A 15,401-nucleotide genomic window follows, 5' to 3' on the forward strand; every position below is an offset into this window, starting at 1 on the left:
TCCTTAGTATTCCTGGGTGGTGTCCACCAGGTGATTGAGCGCCAAACCTTGGCGCATCGCCAGATAGTTGTGATAAACCGCCTTGGCCAACTCCTTACCGCTGGTGACACTGGCGCAATGGGGGGTGATTCGGATGCGGGGATGGGCCCAGAAAGGATGGCCTGCCGGCAGGGGTTCCTGGTGGAACACATCCAGGCAGGCGCCTCGCAGCCATTGGTTGTCCAGGGCCGCCAGCAGGTCGCTCTCCACCAGTTGTGGGCCGCGGCCGGCATGGATCAAATAAGGGGCCTTGCCCAGGCGCTGGAAAAAGTCCCTGTCCATCAGGCCCCGGGTCTGGTCGGTCAAGGGCAGCAGGCAAACCAGGTAGTCCAGCTCGCCGAGGAAGGCGCCCAGCTGCGCTGGCCCGTCAAAACATTGCACCCCGTCCAGCTCCTTGGGGGTGCGGCTCCAGCCTTTCAATGTAAAACCCAGGGCGGCCAGGCCGCTGGCCACCGCCTGCCCCAGCTCACCCAGGCCCATGATGCCGACGGTGCCGCCGCGCCGGTAATGGCGGGGCTGCCAATGGTGCTTGGCCTGGTCTTTGGCCATGGCGTCCCACTGGCGCTGTTCGGCGAGGATGCTGAGCAGCACATAGTCGCGCATATCGGACTTGAGGGACGGGCTGACGGTGCGGCATAGCCTGACCCCAATTGGTATCTGCTGGGCCAGGCCGTCGACCCCGGCCCCCAGGCTTTGCACCACGTCCAGTTGCGGCAACGACTGCAAAGCCCCGGCCGGGGGCGCCCAGCACACCGCGAAGCGCACGTCCTCTGGCCGCTCCAGCTGCGGCCAGATCTGGATGTCCAGGTCTGCGTCCAGGGCCCAGAGCCGCTCGGCCAGGCCCTGGCCGTTGCGCTCAGGCATGATGATGGCCAGGCTCATGCACCCTCACCGGGCTGGCGCTTGCGCAGCTGTATGGCCTGGGCCTTGTTCTTGCGGGCCCGCAGGTTCAAAAACTCCACCCCCAACGAGAAGGCCATGGCGAAGTAGACATAGCCTTTGGGGATATGCAGACCGAAGCCCTCACCGGTCAGGGTAAAGCCCACCAGGATCAGGAAGGACAGGGCCAGCATCTTGATGGTGGGGTGGCGGTCGACAAAGTCGCCAATGGCCTTGGCGAACACCATCATCACCAGCACCGACAGCACTATGGCGGTGATCATCACCTGCACATGGTCGGCCAGGCCGACGGCGGTGATCACCGAGTCCAGAGAAAAGACGATATCAATAAGGGCGATTTGCACCAGGGTGGCGGCAAAGGCGGCGGACTTGGGGGCGCTGTGGCCGTCCTCTTCCCCTTCCAGGCTGTTGTGGATCTCGTGGGTGCTTTTCCAGATAAGAAAGAGGCCGCCGAGGATCAGGATGCTGTCGCGGCCGGTGACCGCAAAGTCGCCGATGCTGAACCAGGGGGCGGTCAGCCCCATCACCCAGGCCAGGGACAACAGCAGCAGGATGCGGGTCCCCATGGCCAGGCCCAGGCCAATCAGCCGCGCCTTCTGCCGTTGCTGCTGGGGCAGGCGGCCGACCAGGACAGAAATAAAGATGATGTTGTCCACACCCAGCACGATCTCCAGCAGGGTCAGGGTTGCCAAGGCAGCCCAGGCGCTGGGATCGGTTAACCATTCCATCATGTAATCCTGTTGTTAAATGACAACGTTTTCCCAATGTTACGTGAGACAGAGTCGCTTGACCATGCCTTGGATAAGCTGCTGGGCCGGATTTATCTGATCCATGGCCAGGTATTCGTCGGGCTGGTGGGCCTGGCGGATGGAACCTGGGCCCAGCACCAGCACTTCGCCGCCCAGGCTGGCAAAGAAGGGGGCTTCGGTGGCGTAGTTGGCCGCTTCCACCGGCGCGGCCAGCAGCTGGCTGATCTCATCCTGCAAGGGGCCCTGGGGGCTGACAAAGGCCGGGCAGGGAGCATGGAGATGCTGCCATTGCAGGGCACCAGGATGTGCTTTTTCTACATTTGACAGCTTTTCCTGCAACAGACCTTCCAGCTCCGGGATGCTCATGCCGGGCAGCGGGCGCATGTCGATGTGCAGTTCGCAGCAACCGCAGATGCGGTTGGCGTTGTCACCGCCATGGATATGGCCCAGGTTCAGGGTCGGGTAGGGCACGGCAAAGTGGTTGTCGCAGTAACGTTCACTGAGTTCCTGGCGCAGGGTCAGCAGCTGGCCCATGACCCCGTGCATCAGTTCCATGGCGTTGAGGCCGGCGGCCGGGTCGGAGGAATGGCCGCTCTTGCCAGTGATGCGGATGCCGGCGCTGATATGGCCCTTGTGGCGGCCAATGGGCTTGAGGTCGGTGGGTTCTCCCACCAGGGTCAGGGCCGGGCTGAAGGGGGCGGCTTCGGCTAGCCTGCGGGCCCCTTCCATGGTGGTTTCCTCGTCGGCGGTGGCGGCGATCCGCAGCGGCGCCTTGAGCTGGCTCAGATCCAGGCCGTCCAGGGCAGCCAGCACCAGGGCGAAAAAGCCCTTCATGTCGGTGGCCCCAAGGCCGTACCACTTGCCGTCGGCCTCGGTCATGGCCAGTGGGTTTTTATGCCAGCGGCCCTGGTCGAAGGGCACCGTATCGGCATGCCCCGCCAGCAGCAGGCCACCGGGGCCGCTGCCGAGCTCGGCCCAGAGGTTCAACTTGTTGTGGCCCACCGGCTGCAAGGTCACCTTGAAGCCCAGGCTCTCGCACCATTGGGCCAGCTGCTCTATCACCGCCTTGTTGCCGGTATCCAGGGCCGGGTCCGTGGCCGACACCGACGGCAGCGCCAGCAGGCGGTGAAACATCTGGGGCAGGGAGGGCAGTTTTTGCATGAATAAAATCCCAGTAGTGTTGCATTAAAATTTAAGTTTGGTTAGTCTACCGAGCAATGAATTAAAATCCATATATGAGGAATAAAAATGTTTAACCCGATGCGACGACGCTACACCCTTCACCGTTGAGTCCGGGAGGCGTGCCTGCCCGGGAGCAGGCTGAGTTGCGTCAGGCATCACAACTGCTCATCTAGACTTGAAGTCAACCTGAAAGAGAGCCGTTGCATGTTAAATACCCTCATTATCGGTGGCGCCGGTTACACAGGCCAGGAACTGTGCAAGCTGGTCACCACCCATCCCCAGCTGAAGCTGACCCATGTCTTTGCTTCCGCCGGCTCCAAAAATGCCGGAGAGCCCCTGCCCCTGGGCATTACCGGGCAGATCCAGGACGGCCACCCCGATGCCATTATGGCCGCCGCCCATGATGCCCAGGTGATCCTGCTGGCCACCCCCCATGAAGCCTCTGCCGCACTGGTACCGCAACTGCGTGAGCACAGCGACGCCCTGATTGTCGATTTGTCCGGCGGTTTTCGCCTGGAAGCCGGCGCCTACCCCCAGTGGTATGGTTTCGAGCACCCCGCCAAGGAGCTGCTGGCCAAAGCCGTTTACGGCCTGGTGGGCTGGAACGATAAGGCCATCAAGGGCAGCAAGCTGATTGCCGCCCCCGGCTGCTATCCCACCGCCACCCTGCTGGCCCTCAAGCCGGTGATGGAAGCTGGCCTGCTGGCGGGCCTGCCTATCGTCAACGCCGTCAGCGGTGTGTCCGGTGCCGGCAAGTCCAACAAGCCCCATACCCAGTTTTGCGAAGTGAGCCTGGCCCCTTACGGCGTCCTCGGCCATCGCCACCAACCGGAAATCGCCCAGCACTTGGGCCATGATCTGGTGTTCACCCCCCATCTGGGCGCCTTTGACCGGGGCATTCTGGCCACTATCACAGTACCGGTAAAAGCCGGCACTACCCAGGCCCAGGTCGACGCCCTTTACCAGCAATGCTATGGCCAGCACCCTTCGGTGCACCTGAGCGGCGATCTGCGCCGCCAAGCCCCGGCCATCAAGAACGTGGCCAACACCCCCTATGCCCAGATCGGCTGGGCGCTGGACGAGGCCCGCAACCTGCTGGTACTGGCCTCGGCCATCGACAACCTGCTCAAGGGCGCTGCCAGCCAGGCCATTGAGTGCATAAATACTCACTTCGATTTCAAACTGCGGCCCCTGCCGGGCTACGGTTGGGAGGCCCTATGAAACCCCTGGTGATCAAGATTGGCGGCGCCGCCCTGGACGCAGGCCCTGTGCTGGAAAAGCTGCTCAAGGCCCTGGCCGGCCAGGAACGCCCCCTGGTGCTGGTGCACGGCGGCGGTGACCGGGTCGACCAGGTGCTCAAGCAGGCCGGTATCGAACCCCGTAAACGCAACGGCAAGCGCATCACCTGCGAAGCCAGCCTGCCGCTGGTGGTAGGCACCTTGGCCGGGGAGATCAACAAGGGCCTGGTGGCCAAGCTCAGAGCCCTGGGCGGCGAACCCGTGGGCCTGGCCCTGGCCGACGGCATCGCCTTTGCCGAACCGGCCGGTGACGACTGGGGCGCTGTTGGCGTGCTCACCGAAGGCTCCGACACCCTGCTGTCCTTGCTGCTGCAAGGGGGCTTTTTGCCGGTGGTCAGCTCCATTGCCGCCAGCAAGGAAGGGGAGCTTCTGAATATCAATGCCGACGAAGCGGCGGCCAAGGTGGCCGAGCTGCTGGACGCTGAACTGGTGCTGCTGAGCGACGTGTCCGGGGTGTTGGACGGCAAGGGCCGGCTGTTGGCCTCCCTTACCGCCTCCGACATCCAGGCCCTCAAGGGCCAGGGGGTGATCACCGGTGGCATGGTGGTGAAAGTGGACGCCGCCCTCTTTGCCGCCGAAAAACTGGGCCGCGCCGTGCGCCTGGCCTCCTGGCGGGACCCCAAAGCCATAGACGACGCCCAACTCGGCACCCTGATCGCACCCTGAGGACGAGATGAAACATTTACTGACCGATTTTGACTGGACCGAGAGCGACCTCAAGGCGCTGTTGCAACAGGCTGCCACCGTTAAGGCCAAACCGGCCGACTACGCCCAGGCCCTGGCCGGCAAGTCCGTGGCGATGATTTTTGAAAAGCCGTCCCTGCGCACTCGGGTCACCTTCGAGTTGGGTGCCCAGCAACTGGGGGCCCTGGTGGTGTACCTGGACCAGAGCCATGGCGCCCTGGGTAAGCGTGAGCCGGTGCGGGATTTTGCCGAGAACCTGTCCTGCTGGGTGGACTGCATCGTTGCCCGCACCTTTACCCAGGCCACCATAGATGAGCTGGCCGACAAGGGCTCGGTGCCGGTGATCAATGCCCTGTCCGACCGCTACCACCCCTGCCAGGGGCTGGCGGACATGCTGAGCCTCTACGAGGTGTTCGGCAGGTTCGAGGGGGTCAAACTGGCCTACGTGGGGGACGGTAATAATGTCACCCACTCGCTGATGATACTGTCCAAATTGCTGGGGGTAGAGATGGTGATCGTCACCCCCAAGGGCTGTGAGCCGGCCGCCGACATCCTGGAGGCCACCGGCTTCCCGGTGACCGACGATCTGGCTGCCCTCGAAGGGGTGGACGCCATTTACACCGATACTTGGATCTCCATGGGTGACGATAAGGACCCGGAAACGGTGCTCAAGACCTTCCTGCCCTACCAGATCAATGCCGAGCTGATGAAAAAGACCGGCGCCAAGGCCTTTATGCACTGCCTGCCTGCCTACCGCGGCAAGGAAGTGACGGCCGAGGTCCTGGAAGGTCCGCAATCCATAGTGCTGCGCCAGGCCGAGAACCGCCTGCACGTTCAAAAAGCCGTTTATCTGAAGCTTCTTAAAGAGGATTAATCGCAATGTCTGTATCCAAAGTGGTTTTGGCCTATTCAGGCGGTCTGGACACCTCGGCCATAGTGCCGTGGCTCAAAGAAAACTATGACTGCGAAGTGGTAGCCTTCGTGGCCGACGTCGGCCAGGGTGCCGAGGAGCTGGAAGGGGTGGAAGCCAAGGCCCTGGCCTCCGGCGCCTCCGAGTGCCATATCGTCGACCTTAAAGAAGAGCTGGCCAACGAATACATCTGGCCCATGCTCCAGGCCGAGTCGGTCTATGAAGACGACTACCTGCTGGGCACCTCGGTGGCCCGCCCGGTGATCGCCAAGGCCCAGGTGATGGTGGCCCGCAAGGTTGGCGCCGACGCCCTGGCCCACGGCTGCACCGGCAAAGGCAACGATCAGGTCCGTTTCGAGTCCTGCTTTGCCGCCCTGGCCCCGGACCTGAAAGTGATAGCCCCCTGGCGCGAATGGACCATGCGCAGCCGTGAAGAGCTGCTCAACTACCTGTCCGAGCGCAACATTCCCTGTAGCGCCAGCCTGACCAAGATCTACAGCCGCGACGCTAACCTCTGGCACATCTCCACCGAAGGTGGCGAGCTGGAAGACACCTGGACCCCGGCCGGCGTCAATTGCTGGGCCTGGACCGTCGATCCCAAAGAAGCCCCCAACGAAGCCGAAGTGCTGGATATCGACTTTGAAGCCGGCGTGCCGGTGGCCCTGAACGGCGAAGTGCTGAGCGGTGCCAACCTCATCGAGCGCCTGAACGGCGTGGCGGCCGCCCACGGTGTCGGCCGGGTCGACATCGTCGAGAACCGCCTGGTGGGCATGAAGTCCCGTGGCTGCTACGAAACCCCGGCCGGTACCGTGCTGCTGGCCGCCCACCAGGCCCTGTCACACCTGGTGCTGGACAAGGTCTGCTCGCAGCACCTGAAATTCCTGGGCCTGCAATTTGCCCAGCTGCTCTATGACGGCCGCTGGTTTACCCCCCTGCGCGAAGCCATCGTCGCCGGGGTACAGAGCCTCAACAAGGAACTGACCGGCCAGGTGCGGGTTGAACTCTACAAGGGCCGCGCCACCGTGCTGGGCAGCCAGTCGCCCCACAGCCTGTTCTCCGAGGCCTTCGCCACCTTCGGTGCCGACGAGGTATACAACCAGAAGGATGCCGCCGGCTTTATCCGTCTTTACAGCCTGCCAGCGCGGATCAAAGCGCTGAAGAACGAGGGTAAATAACATGGCAGCGCTCTGGGGAGGTCGTTTTGAGCAAGGTGCCAGCGAGGCCTTTGCGCGGTTCAATGCCTCTTTGCCGGTTGACTGGCGATTCTGGGCCGAGGATATCCAAGGCTCCCAGGCCTGGGCGGGTGCCCTGGCCGACGTGGGTGTACTGACCCAGAGCGAAGCCGAGGACCTCAAAGGCGCCCTTGGCAAACTGGCCAGCCAGCTGGCCGCCGATCCCAGCCCGCTGCATTCGAGCAGCGAAGAGGACATCCACAGTTTTGTGGAAGCCTGGCTGATTGGCGAAGTAGGGGACCTTGGCAAGAAGCTGCACACCGGCCGTTCCCGCAACGACCAGGTGGCCACCGATTTTCGCCTCTGGTGCCGAAAGACGGCGCGCCAGCTGCTGGCCGAGATCTACCAGACTCTGGAGATCATGGCGGTGCTGGCCACCCGGGAAACCGGCACCCTGATGCCCGGTTACACCCACCTGCAGCGGGCCCAGCCGGTGACCTTCGGGCACTGGGTGATGGCCTATGCCGAGATGCTGGAGCGGGACGCCGAGCGTCTGGAAGACGCCATCAAGAGGGTCAACGTCTGCCCCCTGGGCTGCGGCGCCCTGGCCGGTACCGCCTACGCCATTGACCGGGAAAAGCTGGCCAAGGAACTGGGTTTTGAGCGGGCCACCCGCAACAGCCTGGATGCCATCTCCGACCGGGATTTCGTGCTGGAACTGCTGCAGGTGGCCTCCACCTCCGGTCTGCATCTGTCACGGCTGGCCGAAGACCTTATTTTCTTCGGCACCGGCGAGGCGGGCTTCGTGAAGTTCTCCGACACCGTCAGTTCCGGCTCTTCCCTGATGCCTCAGAAGAAGAACCCCGACGCCCTGGAGCTGATCCGCGGCAAGAGCGGCCGTATCTTTGGCGCTATGGCCGGTTTTGCCATGACCGTCAAAGCCCTGCCTCTGTCCTATAACAAGGACCTGCAGGAAGACAAGAACGGCCTCTTCGACGCCCTGGACACCTGGAGCGATTGCCTGCTGCTTACCCGGGAAGTGCTGGCCACCATCGAAGTGAACAAGGAAGCCTGCGCCAAGGCGGCGGCCGGCGGCTATTCCAATGCCACCGAACTGGCCGACTACCTGGTGGCTAAGGGCATTCCCTTCCGTGAGGCCCACCACATGGTGGGGGTGCTGGTACGTATCGCCATAGAGCAGCAACTGCCCCTGGAAGCCCTGACCCTGGCCGAGATGCAGCAGGTGTCCGAGCTGATTGGCGACGATGTCTATCCAGCTCTGGACCTGATGGCGGCCCTGGAAAAACGCTGTGCCCAGGGTGGCGTGTCCCTGGTGCGCCAGCAGGAAGCCCTCAAGGCCTTCCATGGCCGCCTGGCGGCCAAGGCGGTGCGCCGGGCCAACCTCGAAGACGTGGATGCCATAGTGCAGCTGATTGGCCACTGGGCCGGCGAAGGTGAAAACCTGCCCCGTTCCCGGGAGGACATCATCCACTCCATTCAGGACTTTGTGGTGGCCGAAGTGGACGGCAAGGTGGCCGGCTGTGCCAGCCTCTATATCTACTCCACCGGCCTGGCGGAGATCCGCTCCTTGGGCCTGAACGAGACCGCCCACGGTAAAGGCCTGGGCCAGGCCATGGTGCAGACCCTGATGGACGAAGCCCGGGCCCTCAAGCTCAGGCGCGTCATAGTGCTGACCCGGGTGGCGGGGTTCTTCGACAAGCAGGGCTTTAAGGTGATCTTCAAAGACACCCTGCCCGAGAAGGTAATGAAGGACTGCAAGCTCTGCCCGCGCCAGGACAACTGCGACGAAATCGCCATGGAGCACCGGCTCTGAATTGCTAAAAACCCCGCCTCGGCGGGGTTTTTTTATGGAACAGGAAAGCGCAGGCTGATGCGAGCCCCGCCCAGGGGGGAGTCTCCCAGCAACAGTTCACCACCATGCAAGTGCATGATGCGGGCGCACATGGCCAGCCCCAGGCCCAGGCGGGGGGACTCGTCCTGGCTGCGGGCGCTGTCGCCCCGGTAAAAAAGCTGGGTGGCTCTGGCCTTGTCTTCTTCACTTAGCCCTGGGCCATCGTCTTCTACGAATAGGCAACCTTGGCTCCAACCCAGGCGGATCTGGTTACTGGCATAGCGCTTGGCGTTTTCCAGCAGGTTCTGCAGGCAACGGGTCAACAGATGTGGGTCGGCCAGCAGTGTCTGGGGTAGGGGTTCGATAAAGGACAGAGGGGTCGTTCCCACCACTTTTGCCAGGAAGGGGCGCAGGGTTATGGCTTCTTTGCTGATGCTGTCCACTGTCTCCAGTTCGTGAAACTGGCTCCAGTGATTGATGATCTGTTCCAGGTAGTCCAGTTCTTCCTTGATGCTCTGGTCGTAGGGGCCCTTGCCGTTCATGGCCAGGGCGAAGCGCAGCCTGGCCAGGGGCGTGCGCAGGTCGTGGCTGACGGCGCGGGTCATCAGCGCCTGGTCGGCCAGCAGGCTCTCGATACGCTGGGCCATCAGGTTGAAGCTTTGGGCCAGGTCGGCCAGGTAGTCGCCCCGGCGAACGGTCAGGCGCCGCTGCCAATAGCCCTTGCCGACGGCCTGGGCGGCTTGCTTGAGGGCGCGTAGCTCGCGGGCCAGGGGCCAGAGCCACAGCAACACCAAGAGTCCCAGCAGGATGAAGAAAAGCGCCGCGAAGCCGTAGCTGTTGTCGTCCGGCCTTTGTTCGAAGGGGCCTAGCAACAGGTAACTGCCGTCGATGGGGGCCAGCAGAAAATCCTGATTGCCTTGGGTCAGGGGCAGGATCTGGCCCTCCTTCAAGGGGGCGGCCAGGCTCAGATCCGCCTGGGCTATCAGCTGGGCCTTGATGTCATGGCTGTCCAGATAGGGCTGCCATTGTTCCGGGGGGCGCTGTTGCAGCTCACCGGCCAGCAGCTGCACCAACTGGCGTTGGCTGGCGGTGGCGTCGGCGGCCTTGGTGTTGAAATGCTGCCAAAGCTGGTCCAGGCCGTAACCCAGCAGCAGCAATGACAGTAACAGCAGGCCGTAAAGGCTTAAAAAGAGGCGTTTCATAACCAGGAGTCGGGTGCGAACAGGTAGCCGTGTCCCCAGATGGTCTTGATGCGGGTCGGTACGTCACTGTCGTCCCCGAGCTTCTTGCGCAACCGCGATACCCGCTGGTCCAGCTTGCGGTCTGTACCGTCATAGGCAAAACCCAACAAGGTCTGGTAGAGGTAGTCACGGCTCAATACCTTGCCGGCCTGGGTTGCCAGGGTCCAAAGCAGGGCGAACTCGTTGCTGGTGAGGTTCACTTCCAGCTCTTGCAGCTGCACGGTGCGGGTGTCGCCGTTGATCACCAGTTGCCCGAAGTGCAGCTTGGATGGTTTGGCGGTGAGCTGTTGCTGGCGACGCAACAGGTTGTCGATGCGGGCCTTGAGCAGTTCTGGCTCCACCGGCTTTACCACATAGTCAGCGGCGCCCAGGTTGAGTCCTTGGATCTGGTCGCGGCTGTTACCGAGGGCCGAGAGGATCAGCACAGGGCCCTGGTAATGCTCCCCCAACTGGCGACAAAGGGTGAAACCGTCGGTGTCCGGCAGCATCAAGTCCAAGATGATGAGATCCGGCTGCAGTTCTTGGGCCAGGACCAGAACCCGGCTGCCGTGGGACTCCCAATGCACGAAGTAGCCCTGCTCGGTGAGGTACAGCTGGATCAGCCTGGCCAGCCTTCTGTCGTCTTCAACCAGCAGTAGCCTGGCCTTGGTATTGGTGAGGTTCAATGGATGCTCCATGGCATACGGTTGCGGCGTTTAACGGGTTGGGTGAAGAGGACCTGCCAGCTGCTCTGCCACAGGGGCTGGCCCTGGTCGTCCACCAGCCTCAATTGCAGGGGGGCGCTGGCTTCCAGGGTGCCTTGCCAGAGTCCTTGGCGTTGCTTTTCCCAACATTGCAGCGTTGTTTCGCCCAGGTAGAGGCAGAGGTTGCTCTGTTGCGGCAGCTGCCAGCTTAGCCTTACCTGGGTGCGGCAGCTGCTGGCGCCGGGTGCCGCCACGCACCAATGGGGACTCAGTGTCACCTGGGTGGAAGGCGGCACGCTGGTGTTGCCAAGCAGGAAAAGGAAACTGAGCCACTTCATGGTTGCTAAAAGGTCACGGCTATCCCGATAAAGCTGTCCAGGACAGTCCTGTCGTTGACCAGCGGGCTATTGGCAATGCCGCTGCCAAGACGGCGACCATGCAGATTGACCAGCAGGCCCCAATTGTCACCCAGAGGATAGAGCCATTGGCCGGCCAGTACCCAGTCCACGGCGCTCCTGCCCTGGTAGCCTTTGAGCCAGACAACCTGGCTCTCGGTTCCATAGTAGTAGTCCACCAGCTCGGCGCTTTTCCAATCGGCGCCAAGACTCAGCTGCCATTGGCCATGGAAAGTGAAAGCCTTGCCCAGGCGCAGGCTGGCAAAGGCCCCATCGTGGCGGCCAAGCATGTCGTTTAGCAGCCTTAGCCTCAGGAAACCCCAGTCGCCGTAATGGCTGTAGGCCAGGCCGCCAAGCCAGGTCCAGCCGGGATTGTGGTCCATATAGAGCGGTTCATCGGCAGGGGTAAAGGGGCAGGCGGTGCAGTCGACGGCGGTACGGACCGGTGGGGTTACGCCTATCCTGTCCCAGGAGCCGAAATAAAGGGCGTCTTCGGATACGCCGGTGCTGAGGTAAAGCTGGTTGTCACCGTCGTCATAGAGGGTAAAGGCCAGATCGCCGTTGTCGAAATAGCCCCAGTCACCGTAGTAAGCAAGCTGTGGCACCAGGAAATAGCGGATATCCCCTTTGTCCGCCAGGGGGTTGTCTAGGTGGCCAACACCCAGGGCTATACCCAGCTCCCATTGGTTGGCAGGCAGGGTATCGAGATCCTGGGCCTTGAGGGGGCAGGACAGCAGCAGTAACAGGCAGAGTAGACGTATGGGCACGGCCAAAAACGACAGAGGCACAATGGTTACGGGAGTGTAAACATTGTGCCTTGTGGCGTCGCCCTATGCAGACAAATTGCGACAATTGTTGCCTTGGATGCGGCTAAAGGCTCACTCTTCTTCGAACATCTGGGACTGCAGGTAGTTCTGCAGGCCTACCTGACCGATGAGCTGCAACTGGGTTTCCAGCCAGTCGATATGCTCTTCTTCTGAATCAAGGATCTGCTTGAGGATGTCGCGGCTGATGTAGTCCCGTACCTTTTCGCAGTATTCGATACCGTCACGGAGGTCCGGTACCCCTCTGAGTTCCAGGTCCAGATCACACTGCAGGGCTTCGGGTACGTCCTCGCCTATGGCCAGTTTGCCGAGATCTTGCAGGTTGGGCAGGCCGTCGAGGAAAAGAATACGCTCGATCAGCAGATCGGCATGTTTCATCTCGTCGATAGACTCGTGGTACTCGTGATCAGCCAGGCGCTCGAGCCCCCAGTTCTTGAACATGCGGGCATGAAGGAAATACTGATTGATCGCCACCAGCTCGTTGGCCAGCACTTGATTCAGCAGCTGGATGACTTTCTTGTCCCCTTTCATGACAGGCTCCTATTCGCTTTGAATAGTAAAGGATGGATCGGGGAAAAATCCTTGTCAAACAGCCATTTGAGTAATGAGAAGCGTTTGCTTTGGTAGGGTGCTGCGATGGGTGGGGGCGGCCTCGTTCAAGATGGCCTTGGCTTGGCGGGCGCACTTACCGCATTGGCTGGCCACACCCAGTTCACAGCGTAGTTGGGCCAGGCTGCTGCAGCCTGATGCGGCTGCTTTGCGAATTGCCTTGTCGGTTACTGCGTGGCAGAGGCAAACGTACATAAATCCGGCCCTTACTGATGACAGGACCGGATTATAAATGCGAACCGTTATTATTTCAATGATCGGGAGATCAGAAGATCTCCTCCTCTTCCTTATCCGGGTTGCTTGGCGTCAAGGGGCCGTCGAAGGGGTTGGCCAGGCTGTCCCGGGCAAAGCTGCTGGGCTCGGTTCCCGCTTTAAAAAACTCAAAGCGGCTGGTGTAATCCGTGGCCCTGGTCAGCTTGCCCGTCTCCCTGTCGATGCGCACCGTCACTATTCCCGGCGGCACCGCGAAACCTTTCTCCGGTTGGCCGTACAGGGCAACCTTCATAAAAGCGTTCCAACTGGGCTGGGCACTCTTGGCACCCCCTTCCTTACCGAAGATGGGGTCATCCTCGATGGCCTTGATCCTGGTGCTGCCTCCCAATTCCCGGCGATGATCGTCAAAGCCGATCCAGGCGGTGGCCTGCAGGGACGGCATAAAGCCGGAGAACCAGGCGTCCTTGGACTCGTTGGTGGTACCGGTTTTGCCGGCGATGTCATGGCGCTTGAGCTCCCGGGCGGCCCGCCAGCCGGTGCCGTTCCAGCCGGTGCCGTGGTTCCATGAGCCACCACCCCAGATAGTGCTTTCCATGGCCTGGGTGACCAGGAAGGCGGTCTGGGCGCTGATGGCGCGTTTGGCCAGACGATTGACTCCAATGGCGGCAACAGGGCACTGGCCTTGCCAATGGCCGCTGTCGTCCTGCTGCTGAAGCTGGGCGAAGGCAGCGTCCATGGCCGCTTCCTGGTCCTGGGCCGGATCGGGTAGGGGCCAGGCTGGGGTCTCATTGAGCATCTGCTCGCACTGGCCACAGGCCAGTTTGGGAGACGCCATCCACAGCAATTTGCCGTAACCGTCTTCGATACGGTCAATCAGATAGGGTTCAACCAGGAAACCGCCGTTGGCGATGGCGGTGAAACCCCGCGCCACTTCCAGGGGCGTCAAAGAAGCCGATCCAAGGGAGAGGGACTCGTTACGTGGTAGGTCGTCGCGGGGGAAACCGTAATCGGTGAGGCGGTCTATGACCTTGTCGATACCCACAGCTCGCAGCAGCCGCACCGACATGACGTTTTTGGACTGGGCTAGGCCCAGACGCAGCCGGGTAGGGCCGTTGTACACCGGAGGTGAGTTTTTGGGGCGCCAGGCGTAGCCCTGGGTCCTGTCCCACTGGTTGATAGGGGCGTCGTTCACCAGGGACGCCAGGGTGAAACCGTTGTCCAGGGCGGCCGAATAGATAAAGGGCTTGATGTTGGAGCCCACCTGGCGCTTAGCCTGGGTCACCCTGTTGTATTTGCTCAATGAAAAGTTAAAGCCACCCACCAAGGCCTCTATGGCACCGTCTTCGGGGCGCAGGGACACCAGAGCCGAGTTGACCTCTGGGATTTGGGCCAGCAGCCAGCCTTCACCGTTGGGGCGCACATAAACGAAATCCCCCGAAGCCAGGATCTGCTCGGCCTTTTCCGGAACCGGGCCCTGACGGTTGTCGTCGACATAGGGCCTGGCCCAGTTGAGGGCGGTCCAATCCAGGGTCAGTTCTCCCTGGCCTTTGACCTGCACCTTGGCGCTTTGCTCTGCCACTTCGGTGACAATAGCCGGGATCAGCGGGCGGTAGCTTTCCTGGCGTTTCAGGAAATGTTGAATTTTCTCCTGGTCCCAGGGCCAGTCTTCCAACTTCTTGGCCGGGCCACGCCAACCGTGACGGCGATCATAATTCAGCACATTGGTGATCAGGGCATCCTGGGCGGCGCGCTGGTCCTTGCTGTTGATGGTGGTATAGACCTGGTAACCCTCGCCGTAGGCGGCGTCTTCCCCGAACAGTTCCACCATTTCCCGGCGCACCATCTCTGCCACATAGTGGGCAGACAGGGTGATTTCAGCACCGTGGTACTTGGCGGTATTGGGGGCTTTGACGGCCTCGTCATATTGGGCCTGGGTAATGACCCCTACGTCCAGCATCCGGCCCAACACCACGTTACGGCGGGTCATGGCCCGGTCCGGGTTGGAGATGGGATTGAGGGTAGAAGGGGCCTTGGGCAGGCCAGCCAGTACGGCGATCTCCGGCAGGCTAAGGTCTTTGACGTCCTTACCGTAGTAGACCTGGGCAGCGGCGCCCACACCGAAGGCACGGTGACCCAGTTCAATCTTGTTGAGGTAGAGCTCGAGGATCTCGTCCTTGGTCAGCAACTGCTCGATGTGCCAGGAAATAAAGACTTCCTTGATCTTGCGGATGTAGGTTTTCTCGCGGGTCAAGAAGAAGTTACGGGCCAACTGCATGGTGATGGTACTGGCCCCCTGGCTTTTATTTCCGGTTAGGGCCAAGTTAACGGCGGCCCGGGCCAAGCCGACGAAGTCGATGCCCGGGTGCTCGTAAAAGCGACTGTCCTCAGTGGCCAGGAAGGCCTGAACCAGCTCGGGAGGCATGTCGCTCAGGGAAAGGGGAATACGCCGTTTTTCGCCGAACTGGGAGATCAGTTCGCCGTCGGCCGAGTAGACCCGCATCGGGGTCTGCAGGCGCACATCCTTGAGCACCGCAACGCTGGGCAGCTCAGGCTTTACGTAGTAGTACATTCCCACTACACCCAGCACACCCAGCACTGTCATCAAGCCCAGTGCAAACAAAATTCTAACCAGCCACTTCACTAAACACCT

15 protein-coding genes are annotated in these 15,401 nt (G+C 61.6%); 5 read left to right on the top strand and 10 right to left on the bottom strand.

Translation table 11 applies throughout. From position 1 onward, the window contains the following. Positions 1-3: 3 nt before the first annotated feature. Genes B3C1_RS02695 through argE form a run of 3 tightly spaced genes read right to left on the bottom strand, consistent with a single transcriptional unit; the run spans position 4 to position 2,849 of the window. On the bottom strand, positions 4-921 hold the full coding sequence (locus B3C1_RS02695) for a 2-hydroxyacid dehydrogenase (RefSeq protein WP_008482733.1): 918 nt from the start codon (positions 919-921) through the stop codon (positions 4-6). Beyond that, positions 918-1,670: a TerC family protein gene (locus B3C1_RS02700; RefSeq protein ID WP_035480918.1), complete on the bottom strand. Its 753-nt coding sequence runs from the start codon at positions 1,668-1,670 to the stop codon at positions 918-920. Before B3C1_RS02700 ends, B3C1_RS02695 begins: the two co-directional genes overlap by 4 nt. Positions 1,671-1,706: 36 nt before the next feature. Next, a complete protein-coding gene (gene argE, locus B3C1_RS02705; protein ID WP_008482736.1) occupies positions 1,707-2,849 on the bottom strand; it encodes an acetylornithine deacetylase in 1,143 nt (380 codons plus the stop codon). A 225-nt stretch (positions 2,850-3,074) separates the two neighbouring features. Here argE and argC point away from each other — a divergent pair, with 225 nt between their 5' ends. Genes argC through argH form a run of 5 tightly spaced genes read left to right on the top strand, consistent with a single transcriptional unit; the run spans position 3,075 to position 8,768 of the window. Next, on the top strand, positions 3,075-4,091 hold the full coding sequence (argC, locus tag B3C1_RS02710; RefSeq protein ID WP_008482737.1) for an N-acetyl-gamma-glutamyl-phosphate reductase: 1,017 nt from the start codon (positions 3,075-3,077) through the stop codon (positions 4,089-4,091). Beyond that, positions 4,088-4,834 (top strand): acetylglutamate kinase, encoded by a 747-nt coding sequence (argB, locus tag B3C1_RS02715; RefSeq protein WP_008482738.1) that lies wholly within the window; start codon positions 4,088-4,090, stop codon positions 4,832-4,834. Before argC ends, argB begins: the two co-directional genes overlap by 4 nt. Positions 4,835-4,841: 7 nt before the next feature. Beyond that, a complete protein-coding gene (locus B3C1_RS02720) occupies positions 4,842-5,726 on the top strand; it encodes an ornithine carbamoyltransferase (protein WP_008482739.1) in 885 nt (294 codons plus the stop codon). A gap of 5 nt (positions 5,727-5,731) precedes the next feature. After that, complete coding sequence (locus tag B3C1_RS02725; RefSeq protein ID WP_008482740.1) at positions 5,732-6,937, top strand: argininosuccinate synthase; 1,206 nt, start codon at positions 5,732-5,734, stop codon at positions 6,935-6,937. A 1-nt stretch (position 6,938) separates the two neighbouring features. Further along, entirely contained in the window at positions 6,939-8,768 is a 1,830-nt protein-coding gene (argH, locus tag B3C1_RS02730; RefSeq protein WP_008482741.1) for an argininosuccinate lyase, read from the top strand. A gap of 32 nt (positions 8,769-8,800) precedes the next feature. Here argH and B3C1_RS02735 read toward each other — a convergent pair whose 3' ends face one another. The 7 genes from B3C1_RS02735 to B3C1_RS02760 all read right to left on the bottom strand — a co-directional run bounded on the left by B3C1_RS02735 (position 8,801) and on the right by B3C1_RS02760 (position 15,392). Continuing rightward, positions 8,801-9,988: an ATP-binding protein gene (locus B3C1_RS02735; RefSeq protein WP_008482744.1), complete on the bottom strand. Its 1,188-nt coding sequence runs from the start codon at positions 9,986-9,988 to the stop codon at positions 8,801-8,803. Further along, positions 9,985-10,692, bottom strand: a complete 708-nt coding sequence (locus tag B3C1_RS02740) for a response regulator (protein ID WP_008482746.1) — start codon at positions 10,690-10,692, stop codon at positions 9,985-9,987. The genes B3C1_RS02735 and B3C1_RS02740 overlap by 4 nt, the downstream gene beginning before the upstream one ends. Further along, positions 10,689-11,048, bottom strand: a complete 360-nt coding sequence (locus tag B3C1_RS02745) for a DUF3019 domain-containing protein (RefSeq protein WP_008482747.1) — start codon at positions 11,046-11,048, stop codon at positions 10,689-10,691. Before B3C1_RS02745 ends, B3C1_RS02740 begins: the two co-directional genes overlap by 4 nt. Positions 11,049-11,053: 5 nt before the next feature. Beyond that, positions 11,054-11,872, bottom strand: a complete 819-nt coding sequence (locus B3C1_RS02750; protein ID WP_192813338.1) for a MipA/OmpV family protein — start codon at positions 11,870-11,872, stop codon at positions 11,054-11,056. A 111-nt stretch (positions 11,873-11,983) separates the two neighbouring features. Then, positions 11,984-12,460: a bacterioferritin gene (gene bfr, locus B3C1_RS02755; protein WP_008482749.1), complete on the bottom strand. Its 477-nt coding sequence runs from the start codon at positions 12,458-12,460 to the stop codon at positions 11,984-11,986. 54 nt (positions 12,461-12,514) lie between these two features. Further along, positions 12,515-12,733, bottom strand: a complete 219-nt coding sequence (locus B3C1_RS19660; protein WP_008482750.1) for a bacterioferritin-associated ferredoxin — start codon at positions 12,731-12,733, stop codon at positions 12,515-12,517. Positions 12,734-12,803: 70 nt separating this feature from the next. Next, a complete protein-coding gene (locus tag B3C1_RS02760) occupies positions 12,804-15,392 on the bottom strand; it encodes a penicillin-binding protein 1A (protein WP_035480925.1) in 2,589 nt (862 codons plus the stop codon). Positions 15,393-15,401 lie beyond the last annotated feature (9 nt).

This window comes from Gallaecimonas xiamenensis 3-C-1, from assembly GCF_000299915.1.
GTDB classification, from domain to species: Bacteria; Pseudomonadota; Gammaproteobacteria; order Enterobacterales; family Gallaecimonadaceae; genus Gallaecimonas; species Gallaecimonas xiamenensis.

Excerpts from the sequence above, each read along its gene's own strand:
- B3C1_RS19660 (WP_008482750.1), bottom strand. The coding sequence starts at position 12,733 with ATGTACGTTTGCCTCTGCCACGCAGTAACCGACAAGGCAATTCGCAAA.
- B3C1_RS02695 (WP_008482733.1), bottom strand. The coding sequence starts at position 921 with ATGAGCCTGGCCATCATCATGCCTGAGCGCAACGGCCAGGGCCTGGCC.
- argE (WP_008482736.1), bottom strand. The coding sequence starts at position 2,849 with ATGCAAAAACTGCCCTCCCTGCCCCAGATGTTTCACCGCCTGCTGGCG.
- B3C1_RS02735 (WP_008482744.1), bottom strand. The coding sequence starts at position 9,988 with ATGAAACGCCTCTTTTTAAGCCTTTACGGCCTGCTGTTACTGTCATTG.
- bfr (WP_008482749.1), bottom strand. The coding sequence starts at position 12,460 with ATGAAAGGGGACAAGAAAGTCATCCAGCTGCTGAATCAAGTGCTGGCC.
- argH (WP_008482741.1), top strand. The coding sequence starts at position 6,939 with ATGGCAGCGCTCTGGGGAGGTCGTTTTGAGCAAGGTGCCAGCGAGGCC.
- argC (WP_008482737.1), top strand. The coding sequence starts at position 3,075 with ATGTTAAATACCCTCATTATCGGTGGCGCCGGTTACACAGGCCAGGAA.
- argB (WP_008482738.1), top strand. The coding sequence starts at position 4,088 with ATGAAACCCCTGGTGATCAAGATTGGCGGCGCCGCCCTGGACGCAGGC.
- B3C1_RS02745 (WP_008482747.1), bottom strand. The coding sequence starts at position 11,048 with ATGAAGTGGCTCAGTTTCCTTTTCCTGCTTGGCAACACCAGCGTGCCG.
- B3C1_RS02725 (WP_008482740.1), top strand. The coding sequence starts at position 5,732 with ATGTCTGTATCCAAAGTGGTTTTGGCCTATTCAGGCGGTCTGGACACC.
- B3C1_RS02720 (WP_008482739.1), top strand. The coding sequence starts at position 4,842 with ATGAAACATTTACTGACCGATTTTGACTGGACCGAGAGCGACCTCAAG.
- B3C1_RS02700 (WP_035480918.1), bottom strand. The coding sequence starts at position 1,670 with ATGATGGAATGGTTAACCGATCCCAGCGCCTGGGCTGCCTTGGCAACC.